The sequence below is a fragment of the Flavobacterium sp. 1355 genome (assembly GCF_017833415.1).
Classification (GTDB): Bacteria; Bacteroidota; Bacteroidia; order Flavobacteriales; family Flavobacteriaceae; genus Flavobacterium.
In genome coordinates, this window is record NZ_JAFICC010000001.1 from 465307 (window position 1) to 489558 (window position 24252).

A 24252-nucleotide genomic window follows, 5' to 3' on the forward strand; every position below is an offset into this window, starting at 1 on the left:
ATAAGAATTATTCGATTGAATCCGAAACAACAGCAATGCTGATTCCTATTCTTTATTTAGTTTTTTTCTTCTTCCTTCCCAACCAAATTAGTAAACCGCTCACAGGTAAAGTAAGGGCAAAAAGGCAAACCACAAAGGCGAGTATTTTTGTTGGATATCCAAAAATGCTTCCCGTATGTATTGGATAAATAAGACGCCTTACTTTATCGCCGTCACTGAAAGATTCGTACGGTCTCACCTTTAAAATTTCACCTGTATATTTATCAAAATAAGCCATACTCGAGATATTGGGAATCGATTTTTCGATATCCAGTTTAATGACCATTATACTGTTTATTGTATCAGAGGGAATCCTGATTTGAGTATTTCCTTTGTATTTGTAAATGCTGTCCGTTTTCGAGAATATGTTTTGATAAAAATAAGTTTTGTCCAGATTTGGATCAACTTTGGTTGGGTTTTCAACTTTGGCAGAAGGTTTCTTTGCCGTTCCGTCTGCAAGCAGATAGATCCCGTTTTCAAACCATTTAAAAGACCATGTTAAGCCCGTTAGTGACAATATCAAAAGAAACAAAAAAGAATAAAATCCAAAAGTTGAATGAAAATCCCAATTGACTCTTTTAAACGAAGCTTTCCATTTTACCGTTAACCTTTGTTTTAAGTTTTTCATTTTTTTAGGCCACCATAAAATAAGCCCCGAAAACAGCATAAAAACAAATATAAGACAGCTACAACCCGTAATAAATTGGCCAACATCTCCCATTATTAAGTGACGGTGCAAATCTAAAACGATAGAAAAAAATCTGCTTTTTTCAGCCACTTTTCCCAATATTTTTCCTGTATAAGGATCAACAGAAAAAATCTGATCAGTTTTTTTGTCGGGATCAGTTCCCGTGATAATTACGGTTCTTTGAGGATCTTCAAAAGTTTGTATTCGATCAAATTCTTTTATATTATATTTTTGACGAATCAGCTTAATATGCACATCAACTGGTAATTTTTTTGGGCCAATGGCTGAAACCTTGTAAAACTCCGGATTTATAAAAGAATCGATTTCCTCTTCAAAAACCAGAATGCTACCGGTAAGTGACACAATAAATACAATAAGCCCGGACAAAAGTCCGAGCCATAAATGTAAAAAGCCAATATTCTTTTTAAAGGTTTTATTCATTTTTCAGATTGTATAAAAATGATTTAAATCTAAATTAGCGTTTAAAATGAATAACCAAGTGTTAACAGCCAGTTTGAAGGTGCACCGGGGAACAGACGAATGTAATCGTAACCTCCAACCCAGTACGTTTTGTTCATTATGTTATTGGCATTTACCTGAATTTTAAATTTGTTGATGCTGTAATACAAAGCAGCATTAAATAAAGTATAGCCAGGAAGCGTTTGTGTGGCACTTTGACTTAGATTTCTGGTTGTTACAAAATTGCTCCCTAAGGCAAGACCAAAATCTTTCAAGGCACCGTCTGTAAAGTTATAACGCGTCCAGACATTTCCCTGCTGCACCGGGGTATTTGGTTTTTGTCTCCCAATTTCTTCTGCAAGAGGGCTTTCGGTAATAGCTGCTTCATTATACGAATAGGCTGCGGAAATGCTCCAGTTGCGGGTGATATTTCCGTTAACATCGATTTCAATACCTTTAGATTCTTCCTCTCCAATTGCTCTCATCAAATCCGGGTTTGTTGGATCATTTGCGGGGTATAAAGTGTTTTTCTGCTGAATTTTAAATAAGGCTACAGTCACAAAAAGTTTTTCTTTAAACCAGGAAGATTTTCCTCCAAACTCTATCATATTACTTTCTAAAGGATCAAATGGCCCGCCCGCATTTGGGTTTGATAAAGATGACGCCGTCTGCGGATTGTATCCTTTCACATAAGTTCCGTACAAATTAATGTTTGAATTAAGTGTATAAGTCAAACCAAAACGTGGTAAAAATGAATGTTGTTTTACTTTCTTTTCTGTCGCTTTTTTGTAGTTTTCCTTATCTGTATATTCGTCATAACGAATTCCAATTAAAGCCTGAAAAGCCCCGAATTTAATATGGTCCTGAAGATATATTCCGTACAAGGAGTAATAAGTCGGATCAAAAGGGCGCGCCACATAAAAATATTTGCTTACATCTTTTAACTGCTGTGATGCAGATGGATTTGTCAAGTCAAAATGTGCCACATTGGGAACCGGATTTCCTTTAGAATCCAATAAGTAAGCACTTTTGTTAGCTGGGTTGTAAGTGGCAATAAAGCCTGTATTTGCCGCATTTCTATAGCCGCTTGCCTGCAATTGAGAACCTCCGGCCGGCACTTGTTCCTGTGCATAATCATAACCGGCAATCAAATTATGGTCTATAGGGCCGGTTTTTGCTGCATATTTAAAAAACGTCGAAAGATTATCAATATAACGTTTACGTTTACGCATAAAAACCTGCATTTCTATAGCCGTTGGAATAGTGGTTCCATCTCCTGCAGATGCATATTTATTAGCACCGCGATGTTCTAAAAGATCTTCTGTATAACCCGTACGGATGTATGAGGCAGAAAAAGACAAACGATCGCTGAACTGATGATTTAATGAAGTAGTCACAATATAGGTTTCTTCATTTAAATAATCATTTGTAGAGTTCAGTGAATTTGAAGTTTTTGTTGAATATAAGTTGTTTTCATAAGTGGATTGTCCGCGATCTAAAACACTTTTTGAACCCGTATAAATTAAATCAAAGTTTACACTGGTTTTGTCATTAGGCAGAAAAGAAAGTGAAGGAGCAAAGACAATATTTTTGTCAAACTGTAAATCTCTAAAAGAGTTTGCATTTTCGTAGCCTAAATTTAAACGGTATAACAGCGATTTATCTTCTGTTAAAGGGCCTGTGAAATCGGCTAAAGCTCTTAGAGTATTAAAACTTCCGGTAGAAAAACTTACGCTGTTTGCAGCCTGATCCAGAGGTTTTTTGGTAACTCTGTTTAAAACCCCTCCCGGAGAAGCATTTCCAAACAAAGCTGATGATGGTCCTTTTAAAACCTCAACACGCTCGAGATAATTTGCAAGAGGCTGCTTCCAGAATCCTGTCGAAGTTCTCATTCCGTTAAGCAATTGTGTATTACTTCCACCATTGATTCTAAAGCCTCTAATAGAGATGTCATCGTAAAAAGTGAATTGGCTCACACCGCTAAAGTTTTTTACAACATCGCCTACGCGAATGGATCCCTGATCTGCAATTAACTCTTTGGTCGCATAAGAAACAGCCTGAGGCAAATCTTTTAAGGCGATTTCTGTTTTTGCACCGATAAAAGATTTGGTGTTTCGGTACGATTTCTCTTTACGTCCTGTAATTTCGACGGTCTGCAGCGTATTGATGTTTTCTTGTAAAATTATAGAAAGTTCGAGGTTTTCGTTTTCATGTAGTTCAACCGTTTTTTCCTGAACTGAAAAACCCATGGCAGAGAAGTAAATAGTATAATTTCCGGGTGCCAGGTTGCTGATTTCAAAATTCCCTTTATCATCAGAAATACTATTCTTTTTAAGGCTTTTTATGGAGATTGAAGCATAAGAAACAGCTTCTTTTTTTTCGGAAACTAATCTTCCGGATATTTTTGCATTTTGCGCAATACCAACGTGGCAAAAAGCAATTAGCAGTAATAAATAATTGAACTTCATGGCGGTTATTTAAATTTAAGCTGCAAATCTACATTTATTTAGATTAATTACAAATAATATTTATTATAAAAACATCTTTACTGCTATTTCCTGAAGCTACTGCACTCTTTTTCTTACTGGCAATTACATATTATACTGCTCTTTAAACTTTGGAGAAGACCACTCAAAAAAGTAGCGTTAGAACCAATACCAATTTAAAGAGAGGATTTATTGAACTCAAGGAAAAAGTCCCAAAGGGTGGGAGGGAGTAGGTAACCATTATGCACGCCTGCAAAGCCAACGGTTTACAATAAATCTCTATATTTGGATGATTAAATGAATAAAAATGAGCGAAAAAACGAAACCGTATGCCTTAATAACTGGTGCCAGTAAAGGCATTGGAAAATCTATTGCTTATGAATTGGCCAAACAGGGTTTTCCGTTATTGCTTGTGGCAAGAAGTGATGAGGAATTAAAAGTACTATCTGATGATCTTCATGCTAAATACGGCATCAATGCCGCTATTTTGTCGATTGATCTTTCGATAAATGGTGCATCGCTAAAAGTAACAGATTGGATAAAAACGAATAACTATCCGGTTGGCTTATTAGTTAACAATGCCGGTTATGGGGTGTGGGGTGATTTTAGTCAGTCTTCTCTAACCGATCAGCTTGGCATGATGCAGCTTAACATGAATGTAGTGGTAGAACTTTCGCATTTATTAATACCCATACTTTCACAAGAAAAACAAGCCTATATTTTAAATATATCTAGTACTGCTGCATACCAGGCTGTACCTACACTGGCTGTTTATTCGGCTACAAAGGCTTTTGTTTTATCTTTTACCCGTGCCCTGCGTTTCGAACTTGCCCAAACTTCGATTTCAGTAACCTGTTTTAGTCCGGGCCCGGTTGATACTGGTTTTGCTGCGAGAGCTGGTTTAAGCGCTCTAAACAAAATGGCTGAAAAGTTTAATATGCAGCCAGATGAAGTTGCAAAAATGGCACTAAAAGCCATGTTCAGCAAAAAATCAGAAGTTATTCCAGGTTTTACAAATATCATTTCGGTTTACGCCAACCGTATACTGCCAAAGGCTTTTATAGAAAAAACTGCAGCCGGGATTTATAAAATTTAATTTTTTCAAAAAAAAATAAAAAAAAATTTGTTTGTAAAAAAGAAATTATATTACATTTGTATAAATGTCTATTAATTCCATAGAGTATGTCTAATAAAAGAAATATTTTTAATTTTACTAAAGGCCGAATGCACGCAAACATGCGAATGTGTTGTTGCTGTTGTTGCTGTTGCTAACATTTAGATAAAATTACAAATACTATTATTTCATTTATTAAATCTATATTATCATGGTATCTTCTTATAAAACTTTTACCCTTACTGGGCAATTAACTGCTGAGCAAATTGACTTTTTTAACGAACATGGCTTCATCCATTTCAAAAAATTTATAAATCCGGAAACTGTTTCATCCATCATTGATGCCTCCAAACAAGTGGAGCAAAATTGGATTGACAATGACCTTCAAAAAGTAAATGGTGTTCCAATTAAATATGGAAAAGATTTAGATGGCTCTCCAATAGTACAACGTTTTGCTTTTATCAATCAACATCATCAAACCTTAAGCGGTCTTTTACTTGATCCAAGATTTAATAGCTTATTGCCATTGGCAGGCGAGGGCGCGAGATTAGGTACTGAAGAAAAGGACGGAATGGTTTTTAATCATTATATCAATGGGCCGGAAAGTAAGTTTACTAAAATGGGCTGGCATACCGATGGATTGAGAGATATTTTTTATGGAGGAAAATTAAACCCGATGCTAAATGTGGGAATCCACTTAAGCACTTTACAACCCGAAAACGGCGGGCTCAAAATCATTCCGGGTACGCACAAGCAGAGTATTTATCAAATGCTTTTTCGTAAAAAATACTTTTTAGATAATAAACCCGATCCACAGGAGGTTTCCATCAATCCTGAGGCTGGAGATTTAACCATTCACGATGGCCGTTTGTGGCACAGAGTTGCAGAATCAACTATCCGTGGCGAAGAGAGTAGAAGAAGAGTTATTTATATTCCCATTATAGCAGGAAAATATGCTCCTAAAAATGAGAACAGCCCAACGGTTTTCTATCAACGTTTTGCAAGCATTGTTAAATAATATGCTGTTTATTATCGCATTTAGTTATCTGGTTAGATCAGGTAAACTAAAAAGTACCACCGATTTTTTTAAAAATACACAACGAAAAATAAAATTGAAAATTATAAAACTAGAATTGGCTAGATTATAAGCTTACTAATATCGGGGTATTAATGGGAAAAGAAACACAAATTGAAGGTTATAGTGCAATTGCACAAAGAACATTTTCTGACCGTAAACGAACTAATATTTTAAAAAAAGCAGAACAGTCAACGATTGTGTTTTTGCTTCCAAAGGTGCCTAAATTTATTTCGCCAAACGTACTTACCTTAATTGGTACAGTTGGTTCGGGATTGGTTTTTTTAGCTTTTGTTTTAGGTACTTATTTCGCCAATTGGTATTTGCTTTTGGGAATTATCGGGTTGGCTATAAATTGGTTAGGAGATTCTTTAGACGGAAGATTGGCTTATTACAGAAATATTCCGCGTCGTTGGTATGGTTTTGCACTCGATATTATTGCCGACTGGATTGGTATTGTACTTATAGGCTTTGGCTACTACATTTATGCTAAAAATGGCACACAAATAGTAGCCTTTGCTTTTGTCGCATTGTATGGCTGGTCTATCATTATCAGCCAGTTACGCTACAAAATTACAAATGAATACAGTATAGATTCCGGTTTTGTTGGCCCAACAGAACTTCGGTTTATTATTGCTTTCATTTTAATTACAGAAGTTTTATTTCCTGAATCAATTACCTATTTGGCCGGTTTAATCACTATTGTTCTGTTGATAATCAATATTATAGATAGTGTAAAGCTTTTAAAGTTGGGCGATTTAAAAGACAAAAACCAAGTCTGATATGTTCCCGAAAAAATCGATAATCACTTTTCTACAAGCACAAGTTGCGGCATTTTTAGGCGGTATTACCGATTATGGATTAATGATTTTATTGACAGAAGTATTTAAGTTGCATTTTACCTTTTCTATTTTAATCTCCGGAACCGTTGGCGCGATTATCAATTTTAGCATCAATAGATTTTGGGTATTTAAAAATCAATCCGGTTATAGCAGCCACATCAATCGTCAGCTTTTTAAATTTGCGTTGGTGGTATTGGGAAGCATTTCCCTAAAATCATTTGGTACGCTTATTTTTCAAAAAGTATTTCAAATCGATTATAGAATCGGAAGATTAATCACCGATTTGTTTGTTTCTTATGGTTTTAATTATCCACTCATTAAATATTGGGTTTTTAGGGCAAACGAAAAAAAGAATGTAGTCGAATCAAATTAGTATGTAAATGACAAATCAAATCCGTTTTTATCCGCGTTTTTACGAAGTAAATCTGTTTTTTATCCGCGTCAAAATTAGACGCTGATTTTACTGATTCGCTAAAGCGAAAACGCTGATAAAAACAGATTTTTCTAATTACTTTCCTGATTAAACTTTTAAATAGTTTTATAGTTTTTCCCTTAATTTAGGGGTTATAAGAAAATTTCGTTATGAATAAATTACCATTTAACTATTTTACAAAAGCACTAATCATCATTACGATCTTAGTAAGTATGTTTTCCGAAAATCTATTGGCACAATCTAAAAATCCATCGCCATTACATTTTCCAACGCCGAAAAATATTGATAATATGCTGTTTTACATTCAGCGCGACCCCAATACAAACACTGCTATCTATGCCATAAACTACCAGGAAAATGGAAAAATAGACAAAAGCAATCCTATAAAAGCGTATTGGATTCGATATGCTGAGAAAGGAGAAAAAAAAGATTTTACTTATATACAACGCAAATTTGCATACGGAATAGAAAGTAAGTCCTTGAACAATGAGGAGTTTGAACTTCAATTTGTATCGTACAAAAAGCTACCCTTAACCTTAAAAAAACTAGATTCAGATCAAAAATATCATGTTTTTGTAAGTGTAAATCAGAAAAAAATACAGGTAGAAAAAATATTTGTACGCATTGAAGGAGGTTCTTTTTGGCTGCCCAATGTAAAGTATGCCGAAGTTACCGGAATTGATGCTTCTTCTAATAAAATAATTACTGAAAGGATGTTGTTGAAATAAGATGTCTATATATTTATTTCATTTAATAATAAACCCGATTCAACCAATTTGAATCGGATTTATTGTGATTTAAAACAAATCAATAAATTGAAGCAATTATCAATAGTCATGCTTTATAAGGTAACTATCAATTACCATGTCAAAAATATTATCTTCAATTACAACTTGTTTGAATATATCTACTTGAGCCTCTGCATCGAGTTCGTCCTCATTCATAGATTGTGCGTCAGCAATATAAAGATTCCATGAAATCAAATCCATTTTATCTTGATGCTCAAATAATAATTTCGCAAGTTCCAACTCTGACTCTGATAGTTTTATCAGAGTACCCCATTTATCAAAGCCTGCAATATTGGCAATTATGTGCTGTGCTTTCATGAGGGTAAAATTTTCCTCATCGATATCAAAATCCGAAATGATGTCATAAATTTGAAAATACTTCGGCGAATACTCGTACCGAAAACCACCTATCGTTTTGTCAACAAGGGGAGTTTGTGTCTTAAAATCTCTGTGTAGATTTTTTGCTTGAAGTTTGAAATAGTCAATAGTATCCATAATATAATCTTTTAGTTCAAAGATTATTATCCTGAGATTTTGCGTTCGTATGCTGTTGTCGGATAATAAGCTCTGAAGGTTATATTATCTAGTTATTGGTTGATGAAATCTTTGCACGAACGAGCAGGCATACCAAAAACACCTGATACAAATATATAAAAAATTAAATTATTTGAGAAAAGTTAAAAACAGGTATTTATACTAGATGCATATATTTATTTAAAAACTATTTTGCAACTTTTAATGATAAGCTATGGAAAACCGTAAAATATAGAAATAATGGTTATATAACTTTGTTATTCCGTAGTAAAATAATAAACTTAATGAAACTATCAAAACAATTATGTGGAGTAGCTGGCGAATATTATGTAGCTGCTGAACTTTCAAGAAGAGGATATTTAGCTGCAATAACATTAAGAAATTCTGAAGGAGTTGATATTTTAGTTAGTAATCCAGAGGGTAATAAATTGGTGTCAATTCAAGCAAAAACTACACAGAATAAACGCAAATGGATTCTTAACCAAAAAGTTGAAAATGAAAAATCAGAAAATAAATATTTTGTATTTGTAAATATTCCGGAAAACATTAATTCACAACCTGAATATTTTATAGTTAGCTCAAGAAATCTTGCGAAAAATATTTTCGATGGTCATAGAGGTTGGTTAGCAAACCCAGGTAAAAATGGTAAAATAAGAAATGATTCAAGTGTTAGACAATTTGACCCTAAGTATTTTAACGAAAATGAACTATTGAGTTGGGACAATTTAATTGAATTAATCAACAAACAATAGATACTGAATTAAAAACTATCAAAATAAAAACATATTTGAAATGATATACATTGACTTTCCAGAATATTATCCGACAGAAAAGATACAAGAAGATATCAATCCATTTATTGAAAGTGGAATTTTAGTTGAATATAAAGTTATAGAAACAAGAGCCTACGCTGCTCTTGAATGGACAATTCCAACAGCAATAGTTGCATATATTGTAAAACCATATTTTGAAGCTTTTTTACAAGAAGCAGGAAAACAACATTTCGAAATATTAAGTAAAAAGTTAAAAACATTGATTAATAGAGGTAAACAAATGAATGTAAGATTGATATCTGCATCAAAGTCAACCGAAAAGCTTAATAAAGCTTATAATCAATCTATGGCAATTTCTATTTTGTTCGAAATTAAAAATGGAAAAATTATAAAATTACTTTTTGATAACGATTTAGAAAAAGAAGATTGGGATAAAGCAATTGACCAAATTCTAGAATTAGTAATTGAAAATTACGAAAATGAAAATTTTAACAAATTAGATTCTAAAATTAAAGATTTTGATAATAAAAAAGCTTTTAAAATATATGCTCTAATTAATAAAGAATCTAAACTTGTTGAATTTTATGATGACAGAACTTTAGTAAAGAAAACACATAAAAAGTAAGTATCTACTAAGACACGCTTGTACTTTCTGCAATGCTGAATTAAAATGATGCTGAAAATAATTTTTGTTTAGTTAATGAAAAAAGTGTCTAATAGAAGATAATGCTTAAAGCATTTGAATTGAAAGATATTCCAAAATAAACAAGGCCTCATTGCAACCACATTACCAGCAAAATTATAATAACTATGCTTAAAACAAGAAATATTTATATTGACACAGAAATATTTGTCGTGAGTAATTATTTTCACAATGAAAATTTACGACGTATCCCGCTAGCGCAGATTTGCAATCTGTGCCCGCATAGAAGAGTAAATACAAAAGTTAAGCATTTAAAATAAGTCTAACAAAACAACATCTAAATCATTTTCTAATCCTGAATAATTCCTTGCCGAACTAAAATAATAATCTTCAGCCGAACTAACAGTTTTATCTTTTACGGGATTATTATGGATGTAATCTATTTTTTGTTTAATAAATTTATTGCTGTAAATATGTTCCGCATGATAACCATTTTGCCAAACTTTATAATTCTGATCCTTTTTTAAATGCTCACATGACTTTTGAAAATATTCCAGCATCCATTCTCTTCTGCTTTCAGGTTCATTTATTATAGTCTGTATCATTTTTTTTGATGTAAATTTTTTAAAATCTCTAATAATATCAGATAATATAAAACCATTCGTCCCTTTGCAGAGTAAATGAATATGGCTGCTCATAATGCAATAGGCATAAATTTCTAAACCTTTATTTTCCTGACAATATTTTAAAGCATTTATTAAAACATTTTTTTGATTTAGTCTGGTAAATATATCTATCCATCCTACAGTAGTTATAGTTAAGAAATACGCTTCCTCAGTTGTTGTTGCTTTGTATTTTGTCGACACGTGCTTTTTTCCTACAAAAATAAAAGTATAGTGGGAAGTTTTACTTTTTATTTATGGGTTTTTGAAGGAATTACTTTGCGGGCACAGATTGCAAATCTGCGATATCTTTGCGGAAATATATCCGTGCTAACGTTTTTTTACAAAGAGAACTAACCAAACCAATCTTTACGTGCACGGATTGCAAATCCGCGCTATCGTTGCATTATTTTGCGGGCACAGATTACAAATCTGCGATATCTTTGCGGAAATATATCCGTGCTAACGTTTTTTTTTACAAAGAGAACTAACCAAACCAATCTTTACGTGCACGGATTGCAAATCCGCGCTATCGTTGCTGAGATAAATCTGCGCGATCGGAGTTTTATTAAAATAGCGCTTGAATTATAAAATAATTTATTACACAGATTTTATATTATTGATACTAATCAAGCAAAGCCAAACAATTAAGGGCTGACAAGAATGGTTTTGTCAGACGTATATACAAGTTAGACGAAATTTTATTAAAGCGAAAAGCATATGAAAGAAAATGTTATAAAAATACCAGCCAACAATAATGAAATTAATTTGTATTGCTTCCTCGGTGAAGCTATATTGAAAACCCAAATAGTTGAACAAGCGTTGAGTTATTCAATTACTCTTAAAATGAATCCCCAAGAAACAAAAGAACGAGCGGATGAATTTTTAAAAAAATACCAGAGTTATACTTTAGGCCATGCTATTAAAATTGCAACTAAAGAGAGGCTATATAATTTGTCATTGCAAGATGAATTAAATGCTTTTTTGCAGCAAAGGAATTGGTTGGTCCACAAAGTTATCTGTGGAAACGAAGAAGATTTAAATGCCGGAAACATAAAAGAGGAATTATTTCATAAAATTAAAACTATTTCAGACAAAGCAGAAAGTATTAAATGTGTAATAGAATATGATTTGATAGATTTTTGTTCTTCTAAAGGAAAAGATATGTCAGAAACTCTCGCATTATTAAAATTACAAGAGCAAGGAATAAGAATTCGAAAGTAACATTTAACCAGCTCTCCAAAGATTTTTATAAAGCCCTCTAAATGTCTCCTGACTTCGCAGCCGTAAAATAATGTTCTAAAACAAACAAAAAAAGAGACTTCAAAGTCTCTTTATAAAATAATATATCTTTATAAATGTCTATTTATTAATCAATTTTTCAAGCCTCACCATCATTTCATCTTTCTCTTTCAACATACGCTCGTACAAAGCAATTTTGTCTTCATGAAGTGAAATCAATTTTTCAATTGGATGAATATTAATTGTTCCATAATTAAATGAATTGCCAAAAGCGTATTCTCCAAAAGTATTAGAAATAATATTTATCGCTTGTTCTTCATCAAAATTCTGAAAAGCTTCAACAGGAATTTTTAATACAGCCGAAATTTGTTTCAGCAGGCTTTCTTCAATTACATCTTTTTGCTCCAGCATAGAAATTTTCTTTTGGTTCCAGTCTTCGCCCAGATCATAAGCCAATGCTTCCTGTTTTATGTTAAGCATTTCTCTAAAACGTTTTACGTTTCTTCCCTGATGTATTTTCTGTTCCATAATGAATATCAATTTTTCTGAAGGCTCAAATATAAAGCTATTTGTATAAAAAGTCCTGATTTCAAAGATAAAAAATATCCTGCAAAATATCCTTTATTGACTTTAGTTGATGTAAAATGACTTTGGCTTTGCCATTATTTCAACTTTTTCATCTGTGATAATTTCCATGATGTTATTCTCAATGGTATTAGATAAAGCCGTCATAGGTACATCGGTTGGCCTGTTTTCGAATGGGTCCTGCATAATAATCGCGGTTTCTTCTACGGCCAACAGAATTAGAGGAATGATAATAGCAATTGCAATCTCTGTAAAAGGAAAAATGTCATCCAGGCCAAAAGGCAGTATGGAAGCAAGTACATATATTAAAAAATGAATTAAAAAGCTGTATGATCTTGGAAAAATGGTGTTTTTAATGCGTTCACATTTACCCATTGAGTCATTGAGCCGACTAATTGTGCTGTCTATCTGTGCCTGTTTAATAGGGTCAAGACTTAGATTATGAGATGCTTCTTTAAGATGTTCCGAATGTTTGGTTAAAAGTTTGGAAGGAATGTTATTGGCACTGATTTTTTGTGCATCTAAGTAGGCTTGAACTTTAACTGAAAAAGTTTGTTTACGAAGGCTTTCTGATAAGGCATAACACCAAATAATCTGCCTGTTTGCAAATTCTGTAACTGTATTATCTTCTGCAGGAAAAAATTGTTTGACTTGTCTTATAAGGGTTCGTGATTCATTTACAATTTCTCCCCATACCTTGCGTGCTTCCCACCAGCGGTCATAGGATTGTGCCGTGCGAAATGCTAAGAGTAATGCCACAATGGTACCTGTAACTGTTGTTATGGATAAGGGAATAGTTAGCAAATGGAGATAGGTATAAAGGTCAATAGTGGTAATAATTGATGCATACAAAATAATAAGAAAAAGATCTGTCCATAAATGTTTTAGAAAGAAAAATATGGCTTTGTAATTGTTTTTAACTAACATATTTCAAGTTTCAGATTATTGGTTTTGAGTGTTTACGTTTTATCACTTTTTTAATAATAAGACGGTCACCATAATAGTGACCGTTTTATTAAATGCTGAATACGGCTTTAAATTCATTTAATCCTTATTCTTTTCTAAAAGCTCTGGCCGCATCTCTTTCTAAGTCAAGATATTGTTCTTTACCCGTATTCACTGTAACAAAAGAGATAGTTCCTCCAACGAATTCACTTGTAGATGATGTATACTGTTTGCTTACCGGATCACCACTATCATAACCCACACAAAGACCATCTCCTACAAGTGTAAATTTACCTACCTGAGCTTTCATTGCACCTGTTGAAACCTGTTTGTCATTGATATACAATTTTGCAGTTCCGATTGATTCGTGGTGTTCACCGGCTTTTTCTTTGGTGAATTCCATTCCAAAAGTATATTTACCAGGTTTTAAAGGCTCAGCAGAAACCAATTGTTGTTCTGTAATACCAAGGAAATTATAAACATAATACAATTTATGATCCTTGATAAATAAACTGTGACCTCCAAAACGGGAGCCGTGGGCAAAAATTACCCCGGCGGTATTGGCATCAGTTAGCTCTACATTAGCTACAATTTTATATGATTTTCCTCTGATATTAACAGCCACTGCTTCTGGAACCTGACTGGTGTGAGGATAATAGGTATAGCTATCACGCACAGATTCTTCGGTAGGTCGTTCAATACCAGCCTGAACAACTGCAGGATGATCATCTAATGGTAAAGCATTATTTTTCAATGCTTCTTCCATATATAATTTCTTCAATGCCTCCAGCTTTTCCGGATTTTTTTGTGCTAAATCAACAGACTCAGCACGATCTGTATCGGTATGATACAATTCCCATTTATCCTGGTCAAATTTACCAACACCTGTAAGGGGCGCATGGACTGCTACTGCTTTCCAGCCATCCTGCCAGATAGCTCTGGTTCCCAGCATGGTATAATACTGCACTTTCTTTTGCGTAGGTGCATCTGGTTTTGCATCGAACGTATATTTCATCGAAATACCAGATATTGGATACTGGTCAACTCCTTTATACACTTTTGGCATTTCAAGTCCACAAATATCAAGAAGGGTAGGAACGATATCAACTGCATGATGGTATTGATTGCGCACTTCACCACGGGCTTTTATACCCTTAGGCCATGAAATTACCAATGGATCGGCAGTACCTCCGGCATAATTGGAATAACGCTTGAACATTTTAAAAGGAGTTGAAAAAGCAGCAGCCCATCCTGTTGGATAATGCTCATAGGTGTTTGGCCCGCCCAATTCGTCAATTAGTTTCATATTCTCCGCTAAATCATCGGGATAACCATTGAAGAATTTATTTTCATTTACAGAACCACTCGGGCTTCCTTCTCCTGACGCACCATTGTCGGCTGCATATAATATTATGGTATTATCATACTGCCCAGTTGCTTTCAAATGGTCAATAATGCGTGCAACCTGATCATCGGTATATTCAGAAAATGCGGCATACACCTCACACAAGCGAGAGAATAATTTTTTTTCATCGGCATTCAGTGTATTCCATGGACGCACAGCATCAGCCGGATTTGCCTGATCTGTTGGCATTGGGTTCCATTCTGTCAGTTTGGTCCCTTTTGGAAAAATTCCTTTATCAATCATGCGGGGCAAAACCCATTTGCGATACGCATCATACCCATCATCAAATTTTCCTTTGTATTTTGCAATATAATCTTTAGGTGCCTGGTGTGGTGCATGATTAGCCCCCGGGCAAAACCACATAAACCAGGGCTTGGAAGGATTCGCTGATTTTTGATCACTCAGCATTTTAATTGCCTGATCAGCAAGATCCTTGGATAAGTGATAGCCTTTTTCAGGGCTATAGGGCTGTTCGATAGCGTGGTTGTCTTCTGTTAGATCCGGATAGAATTGATTGGTTTCTCCTCCAATAAATCCATAAAACCGATCAAATCCTTGTTGTAATGGCCATTGGCTTTTACTTGCTCCTGCCGAAAGATCGGTTTCCGGCACATTATGATCTTTTCCTAACCAAAAAGTACTCCATCCATTCTCCTGTAAGATTTGAGCCATCGTCGCGGTCTGAGCCGGCAGCAAACAACTGTATCCCGGAAACCCATTTGCTCCTTCGGTAATAGTTCCCATACCATTAAGGTTATGATTTCGTCCTGTAAGAAGAGAAGAACGTGTTGGAGAACAAAGTGCAACCGTATGCCACTGGGTATAAGTTAAGCCCTCGGCAGCCAATTTATCCATAGTTGGCATACTGATTCTTCCGCCATACGGAGACCAGGCCGCCAGTCCTGTATCATCATAAAGGATAAAAAGGATATTGGGTGAGCCCTCCGGGGCTTTCTTACGGATGAAGGGCTTCCAGTCTGGTGTTGATTCCCGGACATCCAATTTTATAACCCCTTTGAAAGGTTCCTGAGCATAACCGCAATAACCTAATAATATTACAGTGAGAATTGAGAACAGTATTTTTTTACTCATAATCATTAAATTTTAAATTAATAAATCCTGAACGTTAAAAAAGAACTAAATACAGAAGCAGTAAAAAGTATGAAATAATGAATTAATTATTTTTTAATACTCATAAAATCAGTTTCTTACATTGTGATTGATAATTAAATATATAAAGCTGAATTACATAGCTTTGAAAGAATCAAATAAAAGTAGCGATTAACAAAACAGCTAAAATGCAAACTGTGAAATAAATGGTTGCAACTTATAATTTGAAACCAAACTTGTTCAACTCAGTTGATTAATAGTTTTATATATACTTATTTTAAATGTCCTAAAAGCTAGTTATGTGTACAGTTTTTTTGACTCTGGCAGATGACTGTATTCAGGTTTGAAATTTATGTTATATAGTTATTATTCTAACTCCGTATCGACCACCATAAAAAAACTCCTTAAGAAATTAAGGAGTTTTTTTATGGTATATTTTCAGGATATACTCGCGCCGCCAGAGTTGTTTATAAATTCTGATTTTCGAATTACTTATTTTTCTTTACGAATAAGTTCAATTTTAGTATCCATATTTCCTCTTATTAACTTTACAGAAGTAGCTTTTCTATCCATAAAATCAAATTGTAACAAGTTTGGATAATCTATAATTTTAAATAAACCATTTTTCAAATACACCAACTCGTTATCATTTTTCCCTTTAAAATGCTCCAATATTACTGATTCAGCATAGAGACGGTTATTTCTTTCTACTATTTTGGTTTCTACACCTTGTCCATAAAGAAAATCTTCATAAGTTCCAATTAGTTTTTCCTTTAGAGATAGAGGCATTTCCTGAATGCTTTCATTAGTTGTTTCATTGTTCCAATCCATCAGCTTCAGAATGGTTTTTTGAGTTTGCGCCATTACAGGGAAACGATTGGGTTTTTCGCCATTGGCCAGAAATGCAAAGCCGTTTCCATCTGTCATGGTAGCGCCAACATTACCGCCGACTCCTGTATTAGAACCGTTGCAAAAGAACCAGTCATAGTTGTTGTAACCAAAAGACTTTTGCCATCCGTAGCTCCAGCCTCCAACAGCATTTTTTAGAGCTGTTACTGCTGTTACTTTTTTTGCTACATTATTAGAAATTACTTTGTTGTTTTTATTGCGTAAGGCATTTTGCATTTCAATAGCCAATTTAGCTAAATCAGTTGGCGTAGACCACATGCCTGATGGGGCAACTTGTGGCGTAATGGGCAAACCTGTTTTAATCACTTTTCCGTCTTTATCATGGACAAGAGCCACATTTGTTAGAAATCCATTTTCATTTGGCTGGATCATTGTCGTATTTTTCAAACCAAGAGGAGAGAAAATATATGCTGCCGCAAGCTCTGCCATAGGTTTATTAAACGTGTCTTCTAAGGCCATTTGAATAATGGTATAACCACCGCCACTGTATTGCCAACTGGTTCCCGGCGTAAACAAAAATTCTATTTCTTTATCATATCTCGAAATCTGCCCTAAAAGGCTTTGTTTTATTGTCGGAATTGCTTCTCCTTCATAATAGTCTTCAAAACCATCCTGAGTTGTACCAGCGGTATGATTTAGAAATTGTCTCCACGTTGGGCTGTTATTTTCTGTAAACTTGCTTTTTGGTAAATGCCAGCGTTTTAGAAAAGGGTCTATTGGATCATCTAAATTAATTAATCCTTTCTCTTCGAGCATAAAACAAAGAAGCGCCGTGATGGGTTTTGAAATTGAGGCTGTAGAAAAAGCGGTATTCTGGTCTATTTTTTCTTTCGAATCTGTAGATTTTACACCAAATTGCTTTGAATATACAATCTCGTAATTTTCAAAAACTACAACACTAAATCCGGGAAGTTTGTATTTTTCTAATTGTTTGTCAATATTTAAACTGTCTGTCAAAAAGCTATAGTTTTTATTTTTTGACAATGCTTTATGGCTTGTCTGACAATTTGCATTTGTAACTATAAGAAGTACTAGTATATAAATAATATTTTTCATCGCTATGTTTTATTTATTTTAAAATTGTACCATAAATAACATTCAACATGTCTTGTCTCAATTTTGAATTTCTTTGGTTTAGTAATAGTATAATACCCCAATTTTTAGTTCTGCTGTAACATATAATAGAAGATTCTCCCATAGAATCGCCGGATTTTAAGTAAATAGTATCTCCATCACTCGTTGAAATGTTTACCGCTAATCCCATTTCTCTTTTTTCATCTTTATAAAAGATTTTTTCTGTAATGATGGCCGCTTTTCCTATTGTAGTTTCTTTATTTAAAACCGCTTTCAAATACGTAATCATATCAAAAGCATTCGATTTTATTAATCCCGCTGGTGCTGTCACATTCCAGTTCAGGAATTCCTGATTAACGCCTTCGGGGCTGTGCCCCACTGTTTTGTTTTTTACGCTATACTTTTTTGTCAATGTCGTTTTCAATTTTAATGGCTCAATTATTTTTTGGGTAATAATGGCATCGTAACTTTTGCCATAAACCGTTTCTAAAATTTGTCCTAATAATGTATAACCAATAGTAGAATAGCGGTATTTTCCGTAATCAATTAGTTGCGTAGAATTATTAACCAAAGTGGTCAATGAATTTTCGTTTACGCTATTTAAAGGCTGTTGCACATTTATTTCTATCAATTTACCAAAATCAAGATCAGGCAAACCAGATTGGTGTGAAGCCAAATCTGAAATTTTTATTTTGTTTTTAAGATTTTCATGCAGCACATATACTTTTGGAAGATAGTTATCAATATAATCATCTAGTTTTATTTTATTCTCCAGAACCGCTTGTGCAATTAAATTTGAAGTCAAAATTTTTGTAATCGAAGCAATTTCAAACAGTGACTTTTCATTGATATCAATTTGGCTTTCCTTACTTAATTTACCATAAGCGGTAAAATTTTCTTTATCGTTTTGGATAAAACCAACGCTTATTCCCAAGCCTGGATTTTTTTGATAATTATCCTTTATTATAGAATCAATCTTTTTAAAATTCTCTTGTCCAAAAGAGAAGTTGTATAGTAATAAAAGTGTTGCTAAAAATGGTATTGAAGTTTTCATGGTATCGAATTTTTTTTGGTTAAAAATTATTTCGATACAAAGATGTGGAAGAAGCAAGTGCTGTGCGACCGAATGAAAAGATTCGAACGCATTTGTCTGAAAAAATAAGTACGAATCGTTTCAGCTATAAGTACGAGTAATTACAAAAAACTGAATTACAATTGCTTACGATACGAAGTTGGCGTGTTTCCGGTATGTTTTTTAAAAGCGGTATTAAATGAAGATTTCGAATTAAATCCCACTTCGTACAGGATTTCAAGAATAGTTACTTTACTTTTTGTATCATCTTTTAAAATTTCCATCGCATTTTCTATTCGATACGTATTAACGAAATCGTAAAAATGCTGTTCTAATTTATGATTGATTAAAAGAGATAAATCACGAACAGGAATTTTGATTGCCACAGAGACATCCTGAATGGTCAAGGAAGGATTTAAAAATGGTTTTTCCTGAACCATATACTGCTTCAATTTTGATAAAGCGGCGTTGTATTCTTTTTCGTTTACGATTGCCGGTTCATTATTTTTTTCTTCTAAAACAATATCAGAAACGAGTTTTAGTTTTGAATCGATATTTCTAAATAAATCGGGATGATTTAATGCCTTATATAAATACCAGCAAATAATAAAAAGCTCTAATACTAAAACTACAATTTTGATCCACTCAGAGATATATGGATAACTTGAAAATTTAAAAATGTTTTTTAAAATGACAATCAAATATAAAATTGAAAGGACACTTGTAAACTGAAACAGCCAATTATAGGAATTAATACTTGCGCCGGCATTATTTTCAAGATATAGTTTTTTTGCTTTTCTTAATAGCATAAAAACAGCAAAAACATATACAACAGTCTGAAGATGAAAAAGAATATGATTGAACTGCAATTCTATCATACTTTGACGATGTATAATAAAATTAATTTTAGAGGCATTATCTACCGTATAAAAACGAGGCAATAAGACAATATTAGCAATTAAAAAAGGAAGCAAATGCAGGATGTATTTCGGCTTAAACTTAAAATCAGAATAACAAACTGATAAAACATACAGATAAAAAACAGGAATTTGTAAAAAGGCAAGTGTATTTCTTAACATTCCCAGATTTGAAGGGCCATCTGATATTATTTCAAATAAAGGCCCGCTGACATCGATAGCCGTTAGGCATAAAAAAGCAGCAAAAAGATAATTGCTTATCTTGTATTTTGTTTTAACTGTCACCAGAAAAAAGGCAAATAATAACGAAATGAACAGGGATATTATAGTTATAATAAGCAATACATTAATCTTATCATTCATTATTTTTTTGTGGTATAGTTAGGGTTTATAGTGTTTTAAAGGCGAATATAAGAAATATTATTACTACAATTTAGGAACTTTTGAAATTGAGTCAGAAATGGACTAGCGGCACAAATACCAACATCCTTTTTTAATGTAAAAACTTTAAATTATTTCAGTATATTTAAGAAGTATTAAAGCTTAACAAATGAATAAAATTATTGTTTTTTTGCACCTGATGCTTGCCCTGTTTAGCATCAGCATGGATTCTCAAACAAAAAAAAGTATAGACAGGAAAACTAAGTTTGACTACGACTGGAAGTTTAAATTGGGCGATCATCCTGATGCTTCGCATGTAAACTATAATGATGAAGGCTGGCGTAACCTTGACCTGCCCCACGACTGGAGCATTGAGGGTGCATTTGATGCCAAAAACCCAATGGGTAAAGATGGTGGCTATCTGCCGGCCGGCATTGGCTGGTATCGAAAAACAGTAAATATTCTGGCGGTGGACAAAGGTAAAAAACTGAGCCTTTATTTTGAAGGAGTTTACATGAACTCCGAAGTGTTTATAAACGGTACATCGTTAGGAGTTAGGCCTTATGGTTTTTCATCATTCTCTTATGATATAACCCCCTATGTAAAATTTGGGCAAAATAATGTTATTGCAGTACGTGTAGACAACTCACAGCAAAAAAATTGCCGATGGTACAGCGGCTCCGGCATTTACAGGCATGTTTGGCTCACGGCTACAAATCCTGTGCATACAGATCCATGGGGTATAGCCATTAGTACACTCCAGACAGACGCCGAACAGGCTACTGTGAATGTAAAAGCCGTGTTGCAAAACGAAACTTCTTTACCTAAAAGTGTACAATTGGCTATCCAATTATATGACAGCAATAACAAAAAGGCCGGTAAAAAACAATTGTCTGTAAGTATGCCCTCCAATTCAATTAAAGAATTTTCTGTTGATATTGCAGTTAAAACACCTAAATTTTGGTCGCCGGAGATGCCTTACTTATACAAGGCTGAGATAAGTATATTGGAAGGCAAAAATGTTGTTGATGAAATTTCACAATCATTCGGGATTCGGGCAATAGAATACAGCGCAGATAAAGGCTTTTTATTAAATGGCAAACAGACAAACATTAACGGAAGCTGTGTACACCACGATAATGGGGCATTAGGGGCTGCTGCCTATGACCGTGCCGAAATAAGAAAAGTAGCATTACTAAAATCAGCAGGTTTTAATGCGGTAAGGACCAGCCATAATCCGCCATCTGAGATATTTTTAAATGCCTGCGACAGTTTAGGTCTGTTGGTGATGGATGAGTCTTTTGATGGGTGGAGGGAGAAGAAAAATACATACGACTACTCCGTTTATTTTGATGCATGGTGGCAAAAAGATATTGAAGCCATGGTTTTAAGGGACCGGAACCACCCATCTATTGTTTTTTGGAGCACGGGCAATGAAATTATTGAGCGTAAATCGCCCGAAGCAGTAGAGACTGCCAAAAAGTTGGCCAGCCTGATACGAAAACTTGATCCTACACGCCCCGTAACTTCGGCTATGACCACCTGGGATGAAACCTGGGAAATATTTGATCCCTTATTTGCAGCGCATGATATAGGCGGTTATAATTATCAAATGCACCATGCCGAAGAAGACCATAAAAGGGTTCCGAACCGTATAATTATACAAACAGAGTCTTTTCCAAGGGATGCTTTTAACAACTGGAAAGCGGTAAACGACCTCCCTTACGTTATAGGTGATTTTGTATGGACAGGCATGGATTACCTTGGCGAATCAAGTATCGGGAGGTATTACTACAAAGGTGAAATAGAAGGTCAACACTGGCAAGCAGAATTTTTTCCATGGCACGGCTCTTATTGTGGCGATATAGATCTAATTGGCTGGAGAAAACCTATTTCTCACTATAGGGAGATCCTTTACAGCAGCAGCAAAAAAATATACCTCGCTGTTAAGGAACCCGACGGTTATTATGGCGAAATTAAAGAAACAATGTGGTCTGTTTGGCCTACTTGGGAAAGCTGGACCTGGCCCGGGCACGAGGGCAAAAGTATTGAAGTCGAGGTATATTCTAATTATGATAAAGTGCGGCTTTATTGCAATGGTTCCTTAGTTGGTGAAAAGCCAACCACCCGAAGTGAAGAGTTTAAAGCCGTTTTTAAGATGCCCTACCTGCAAGGAGAATTAAAGGCTGTGGGTATGGTTAACGGTAAAGAAACAGAGATAACGACATTGAAAACCGCAGGAGAAACAGCTAAAATAAAATTAAGCCCGGATAATACCACACTTAAAGCAGATGGGCAGGATCTTATTCATGTAATGGTCGAGCTTACCGATGCGCAGGGCATACCACAGCCTAATGCAGAAAACCAACTTACATTTGAGGTTACAGGCGCCGGGACTATTGCTGGTGTGGCAAACGCAAATTTAAAAGATATCGACCCCTATATCTCTACCCGCCATAAAGCCTGGAAAGGGCAGGCATTGTTGATTATAAAAAGCAAAAGGGAAAAAGGCACCATACAGCTTAAAGTCACTTCGCCAGGTATACAAAGCCAAATTCTAACCTTAAAGTCAAAATAAAATCAAAAACGAAAACAAAAAAAATATAATATATTGATTAATATTTTTTAAATAAAAAAAGGCGCCAATTGAAGACAATTGGCGCCTTTTGGCTGTAGTGACCTCTTTATATGTCTTAAATATTTTGGTTTGTGCTAAGGTAGTGTGCTGCCCAAAAGTTATGTTATACAATTTAAAGTAATCATTACCCAACTACAATGTAATTAGGGTATGAGCGATTATTTCTATGAATGTCAAATAAATAAAATCCACATATTTTAAGATTAATGCTTTGTCTAAATTTTATTAAGTATTTATATAGTACTTTTGGAAATTATAAAGCGCTTCAATATGACAAGTCCTAAAAATTCAACCGTAACTTCTAATAACCTGGAAGAAAATGAGCCATTAAAAATTATACTGGCCGAAGATGATCAGGATGATCAGGAATTATTTATGGAAGCGCTGAATGCAACAGAAGTCCCTTCTGAAGTTATTACAGTAGAAAACGGAGAGGAATTGTTGAACACCCTGAAAGATCCGGCTGAACCAAATCCAGATATTGTTTTTATAGATATCAATATGCCCGTTAAAGGAGGTAAAGAGGCACTTGCAGAAATAAAGAGTGATGAAGAACTTAAGGAGATTCCTGCAGTTATGCTCTCCACATCCAATCATCCTCAAGATATTGAGGAGACTTTTAACAAGGGAGCAAACCTATATGTACAAAAACCAAGTTCCTTTACCGGTTTTATCCTCATTCTAAAAAAAGTATTCGTTCTCCACTGGACAAAAGCTTTGATGAATCCGGTAAAAAATATATTTTTTGTTTCTGAAAAGAATATTTCTCATAAGGATTAAATAATAGTCTTTCTCTTGCGTATGATAATTAGATACGCTTTTCTATTTATTGGTGAATCAGTGTGCTTGCCGATAGCATTTTCTTTTCCAATAGAAAATCTCTTTAAGCCTCAATTAAACCTCTAATTTTTCTACAATGGGGGTGTCTTTGAGATGCAGAATTATATTAATGTAAAATAAAAAACTCAATTTCAGTAACTTCTCATTTTAAAGTGGTACATTTGAGCAATTAAATACATTAAAATGCAAGAAGGTACAGTAAAATTTTTCAATGAAGAAAAAGGATTCGGATTTATAACTCCAAGTAATGGAGGAAACGAAGTTTTTGTTCATGTTTCAGGTCTATCAGAAAACATTCGTGAAAACGATGAAGTACGATATGACATCGAAGAAGGCCGCAGAGGTCCAAACGCAGTAAACGTAGTAATAGCATAATATACTATAACAGTTAACTTAAAAAAGGCATCTGCTCAGCAGATGCCTTTTATTGTTTATATAATGGTGTAATATTGATTTTTCTTAATAATACATAACCAATGACTATAAATTTAAATTGTCCGATTTTAAACGTTATTGGGATCGACGAATTGTTCAATAGAAATTATAGTTATTGAAATTTGTTTCAGATGTAAAATAGTGATTTTCGCAAATCAGGGAT

21 protein-coding genes are annotated in these 24252 nt (G+C 34.2%); 11 read left to right on the forward strand and 10 right to left on the reverse strand.

Annotated features, from left to right (window positions below; genetic code table 11):
- Nucleotides 1-52 precede the first annotated feature (52 nt).
- Together JOD96_RS02095 and JOD96_RS02100 are read right to left on the reverse strand one after the other, a co-directional pair.
- On the reverse strand, nucleotides 53-1168 hold the full coding sequence (locus JOD96_RS02095) for a PepSY-associated TM helix domain-containing protein (protein ID WP_209562615.1): 1116 nt from the start codon (nucleotides 1166-1168) through the stop codon (nucleotides 53-55).
- 41 nt (nucleotides 1169-1209) lie between these two features.
- The gene (locus JOD96_RS02100; protein WP_209562616.1) at nucleotides 1210-3654 is read right to left on the reverse strand and encodes a TonB-dependent receptor; all 2445 of its coding nucleotides are present in this window, start codon (nucleotides 3652-3654) and stop codon (nucleotides 1210-1212) included.
- A 325-nt stretch (nucleotides 3655-3979) separates the two neighbouring features.
- Here JOD96_RS02100 and JOD96_RS02105 point away from each other — a divergent pair, with 325 nt between their 5' ends.
- The 5 genes from JOD96_RS02105 to JOD96_RS02125 all read left to right on the forward strand — a co-directional run bounded on the left by JOD96_RS02105 (nucleotide 3980) and on the right by JOD96_RS02125 (nucleotide 7864).
- Nucleotides 3980-4768 (forward strand): SDR family NAD(P)-dependent oxidoreductase, encoded by a 789-nt coding sequence (locus JOD96_RS02105; RefSeq protein ID WP_209562617.1) that lies wholly within the window; start codon nucleotides 3980-3982, stop codon nucleotides 4766-4768.
- Nucleotides 4769-4997: 229 nt separating this feature from the next.
- Nucleotides 4998-5804, forward strand: a complete 807-nt coding sequence (locus JOD96_RS02110; protein WP_209562618.1) for a phytanoyl-CoA dioxygenase family protein — start codon at nucleotides 4998-5000, stop codon at nucleotides 5802-5804.
- 152 nt (nucleotides 5805-5956) lie between these two features.
- On the forward strand, nucleotides 5957-6643 hold the full coding sequence (locus JOD96_RS02115) for a CDP-alcohol phosphatidyltransferase family protein (RefSeq protein ID WP_209562619.1): 687 nt from the start codon (nucleotides 5957-5959) through the stop codon (nucleotides 6641-6643).
- 1 nt (nucleotide 6644) lies between these two features.
- The gene (locus JOD96_RS02120; RefSeq protein ID WP_209562620.1) at nucleotides 6645-7076 is read left to right on the forward strand and encodes a GtrA family protein; all 432 of its coding nucleotides are present in this window, start codon (nucleotides 6645-6647) and stop codon (nucleotides 7074-7076) included.
- Nucleotides 7077-7285: 209 nt separating this feature from the next.
- Nucleotides 7286-7864, forward strand: a complete 579-nt coding sequence (locus tag JOD96_RS02125) for a DUF4833 domain-containing protein (protein WP_209562621.1) — start codon at nucleotides 7286-7288, stop codon at nucleotides 7862-7864.
- Nucleotides 7865-7963: 99 nt separating this feature from the next.
- Here the strand turns inward: JOD96_RS02125 and JOD96_RS02130 are convergent, their stop codons facing one another.
- Entirely contained in the window at nucleotides 7964-8419 is a 456-nt protein-coding gene (locus JOD96_RS02130) for a hypothetical protein (RefSeq protein ID WP_209562622.1), read from the reverse strand.
- A gap of 323 nt (nucleotides 8420-8742) precedes the next feature.
- Between JOD96_RS02130 and JOD96_RS02135 the strand changes: the two genes are divergently transcribed.
- Together JOD96_RS02135 and JOD96_RS02140 are read left to right on the forward strand one after the other, a co-directional pair.
- The gene (locus JOD96_RS02135; protein ID WP_209562623.1) at nucleotides 8743-9210 is read left to right on the forward strand and encodes a hypothetical protein; all 468 of its coding nucleotides are present in this window, start codon (nucleotides 8743-8745) and stop codon (nucleotides 9208-9210) included.
- A 40-nt stretch (nucleotides 9211-9250) separates the two neighbouring features.
- Nucleotides 9251-9856 carry a hypothetical protein gene (locus JOD96_RS02140; RefSeq protein WP_209562624.1) on the forward strand — a complete coding sequence of 202 codons (606 nt, stop codon included), beginning with the start codon at nucleotides 9251-9253 and terminating at the stop codon, nucleotides 9854-9856.
- A 329-nt stretch (nucleotides 9857-10185) separates the two neighbouring features.
- Here JOD96_RS02140 and JOD96_RS02145 read toward each other — a convergent pair whose 3' ends face one another.
- Nucleotides 10186-10740: an REP-associated tyrosine transposase gene (locus JOD96_RS02145; protein ID WP_209562625.1), complete on the reverse strand. Its 555-nt coding sequence runs from the start codon at nucleotides 10738-10740 to the stop codon at nucleotides 10186-10188.
- Between the two features lie 516 nt (nucleotides 10741-11256).
- Between JOD96_RS02145 and JOD96_RS02150 the strand changes: the two genes are divergently transcribed.
- The gene (locus JOD96_RS02150; protein WP_209562626.1) at nucleotides 11257-11760 is read left to right on the forward strand and encodes a hypothetical protein; all 504 of its coding nucleotides are present in this window, start codon (nucleotides 11257-11259) and stop codon (nucleotides 11758-11760) included.
- Between the two features lie 138 nt (nucleotides 11761-11898).
- Here JOD96_RS02150 and JOD96_RS02155 read toward each other — a convergent pair whose 3' ends face one another.
- The 6 genes from JOD96_RS02155 to JOD96_RS02180 form a co-directional block, all read right to left on the reverse strand.
- Nucleotides 11899-12306 (reverse strand): helix-turn-helix domain-containing protein, encoded by a 408-nt coding sequence (locus JOD96_RS02155; protein WP_209562627.1) that lies wholly within the window; start codon nucleotides 12304-12306, stop codon nucleotides 11899-11901.
- 102 nt (nucleotides 12307-12408) lie between these two features.
- Nucleotides 12409-13290: a bestrophin family protein gene (locus tag JOD96_RS02160; protein WP_209562628.1), complete on the reverse strand. Its 882-nt coding sequence runs from the start codon at nucleotides 13288-13290 to the stop codon at nucleotides 12409-12411.
- 124 nt (nucleotides 13291-13414) lie between these two features.
- Entirely contained in the window at nucleotides 13415-15805 is a 2391-nt protein-coding gene (locus JOD96_RS02165) for an arylsulfatase (RefSeq protein WP_245188321.1), read from the reverse strand.
- A 510-nt stretch (nucleotides 15806-16315) separates the two neighbouring features.
- Complete coding sequence (locus JOD96_RS02170; RefSeq protein ID WP_209562630.1) at nucleotides 16316-17788, reverse strand: serine hydrolase domain-containing protein; 1473 nt, start codon at nucleotides 17786-17788, stop codon at nucleotides 16316-16318.
- A 13-nt stretch (nucleotides 17789-17801) separates the two neighbouring features.
- Nucleotides 17802-18860, reverse strand: a complete 1059-nt coding sequence (locus JOD96_RS02175) for a serine hydrolase domain-containing protein (protein ID WP_209562631.1) — start codon at nucleotides 18858-18860, stop codon at nucleotides 17802-17804.
- Nucleotides 18861-19015: 155 nt separating this feature from the next.
- Entirely contained in the window at nucleotides 19016-20158 is a 1143-nt protein-coding gene (locus JOD96_RS02180; protein WP_209562632.1) for a helix-turn-helix domain-containing protein, read from the reverse strand.
- Between the two features lie 187 nt (nucleotides 20159-20345).
- Between JOD96_RS02180 and JOD96_RS02185 the strand changes: the two genes are divergently transcribed.
- The 3 genes from JOD96_RS02185 to JOD96_RS02195 all read left to right on the forward strand — a co-directional run bounded on the left by JOD96_RS02185 (nucleotide 20346) and on the right by JOD96_RS02195 (nucleotide 24029).
- On the forward strand, nucleotides 20346-22754 hold the full coding sequence (locus JOD96_RS02185) for a glycoside hydrolase family 2 TIM barrel-domain containing protein (RefSeq protein ID WP_209562633.1): 2409 nt from the start codon (nucleotides 20346-20348) through the stop codon (nucleotides 22752-22754).
- Nucleotides 22755-23084: 330 nt separating this feature from the next.
- Entirely contained in the window at nucleotides 23085-23594 is a 510-nt protein-coding gene (locus JOD96_RS02190) for a response regulator (protein WP_209562634.1), read from the forward strand.
- A gap of 243 nt (nucleotides 23595-23837) precedes the next feature.
- Nucleotides 23838-24029 (forward strand): cold-shock protein, encoded by a 192-nt coding sequence (locus JOD96_RS02195; protein ID WP_056191739.1) that lies wholly within the window; start codon nucleotides 23838-23840, stop codon nucleotides 24027-24029.
- Nucleotides 24030-24252 lie beyond the last annotated feature (223 nt).

Coding starts and splice junctions, on each gene's coding strand:
- JOD96_RS02095 (WP_209562615.1), bottom strand. CDS start 1,168: ATGAATAAAACCTTTAAAAAGAATATTGGCTTTTTACATTTATGGCTC.
- JOD96_RS02100 (WP_209562616.1), bottom strand. CDS start 3,654: ATGAAGTTCAATTATTTATTACTGCTAATTGCTTTTTGCCACGTTGGT.
- JOD96_RS02105 (WP_209562617.1), top strand. CDS start 3,980: ATGAGCGAAAAAACGAAACCGTATGCCTTAATAACTGGTGCCAGTAAA.
- JOD96_RS02110 (WP_209562618.1), top strand. CDS start 4,998: ATGGTATCTTCTTATAAAACTTTTACCCTTACTGGGCAATTAACTGCT.
- JOD96_RS02115 (WP_209562619.1), top strand. CDS start 5,957: ATGGGAAAAGAAACACAAATTGAAGGTTATAGTGCAATTGCACAAAGA.
- JOD96_RS02120 (WP_209562620.1), top strand. CDS start 6,645: ATGTTCCCGAAAAAATCGATAATCACTTTTCTACAAGCACAAGTTGCG.
- JOD96_RS02125 (WP_209562621.1), top strand. CDS start 7,286: ATGAATAAATTACCATTTAACTATTTTACAAAAGCACTAATCATCATT.
- JOD96_RS02130 (WP_209562622.1), bottom strand. CDS start 8,419: ATGGATACTATTGACTATTTCAAACTTCAAGCAAAAAATCTACACAGA.
- JOD96_RS02135 (WP_209562623.1), top strand. CDS start 8,743: ATGAAACTATCAAAACAATTATGTGGAGTAGCTGGCGAATATTATGTA.
- JOD96_RS02140 (WP_209562624.1), top strand. CDS start 9,251: ATGATATACATTGACTTTCCAGAATATTATCCGACAGAAAAGATACAA.
- JOD96_RS02150 (WP_209562626.1), top strand. CDS start 11,257: ATGAAAGAAAATGTTATAAAAATACCAGCCAACAATAATGAAATTAAT.
- JOD96_RS02155 (WP_209562627.1), bottom strand. CDS start 12,306: ATGGAACAGAAAATACATCAGGGAAGAAACGTAAAACGTTTTAGAGAA.
- JOD96_RS02160 (WP_209562628.1), bottom strand. CDS start 13,290: ATGTTAGTTAAAAACAATTACAAAGCCATATTTTTCTTTCTAAAACAT.
- JOD96_RS02165 (WP_245188321.1), bottom strand. CDS start 15,805: ATGAGTAAAAAAATACTGTTCTCAATTCTCACTGTAATATTATTAGGT.
- JOD96_RS02170 (WP_209562630.1), bottom strand. CDS start 17,788: ATGAAAAATATTATTTATATACTAGTACTTCTTATAGTTACAAATGCA.
- JOD96_RS02175 (WP_209562631.1), bottom strand. CDS start 18,860: ATGAAAACTTCAATACCATTTTTAGCAACACTTTTATTACTATACAAC.
- JOD96_RS02180 (WP_209562632.1), bottom strand. CDS start 20,158: ATGAATGATAAGATTAATGTATTGCTTATTATAACTATAATATCCCTG.
- JOD96_RS02185 (WP_209562633.1), top strand. CDS start 20,346: ATGAATAAAATTATTGTTTTTTTGCACCTGATGCTTGCCCTGTTTAGC.
- JOD96_RS02190 (WP_209562634.1), top strand. CDS start 23,085: ATGACAAGTCCTAAAAATTCAACCGTAACTTCTAATAACCTGGAAGAA.
- JOD96_RS02195 (WP_056191739.1), top strand. CDS start 23,838: ATGCAAGAAGGTACAGTAAAATTTTTCAATGAAGAAAAAGGATTCGGA.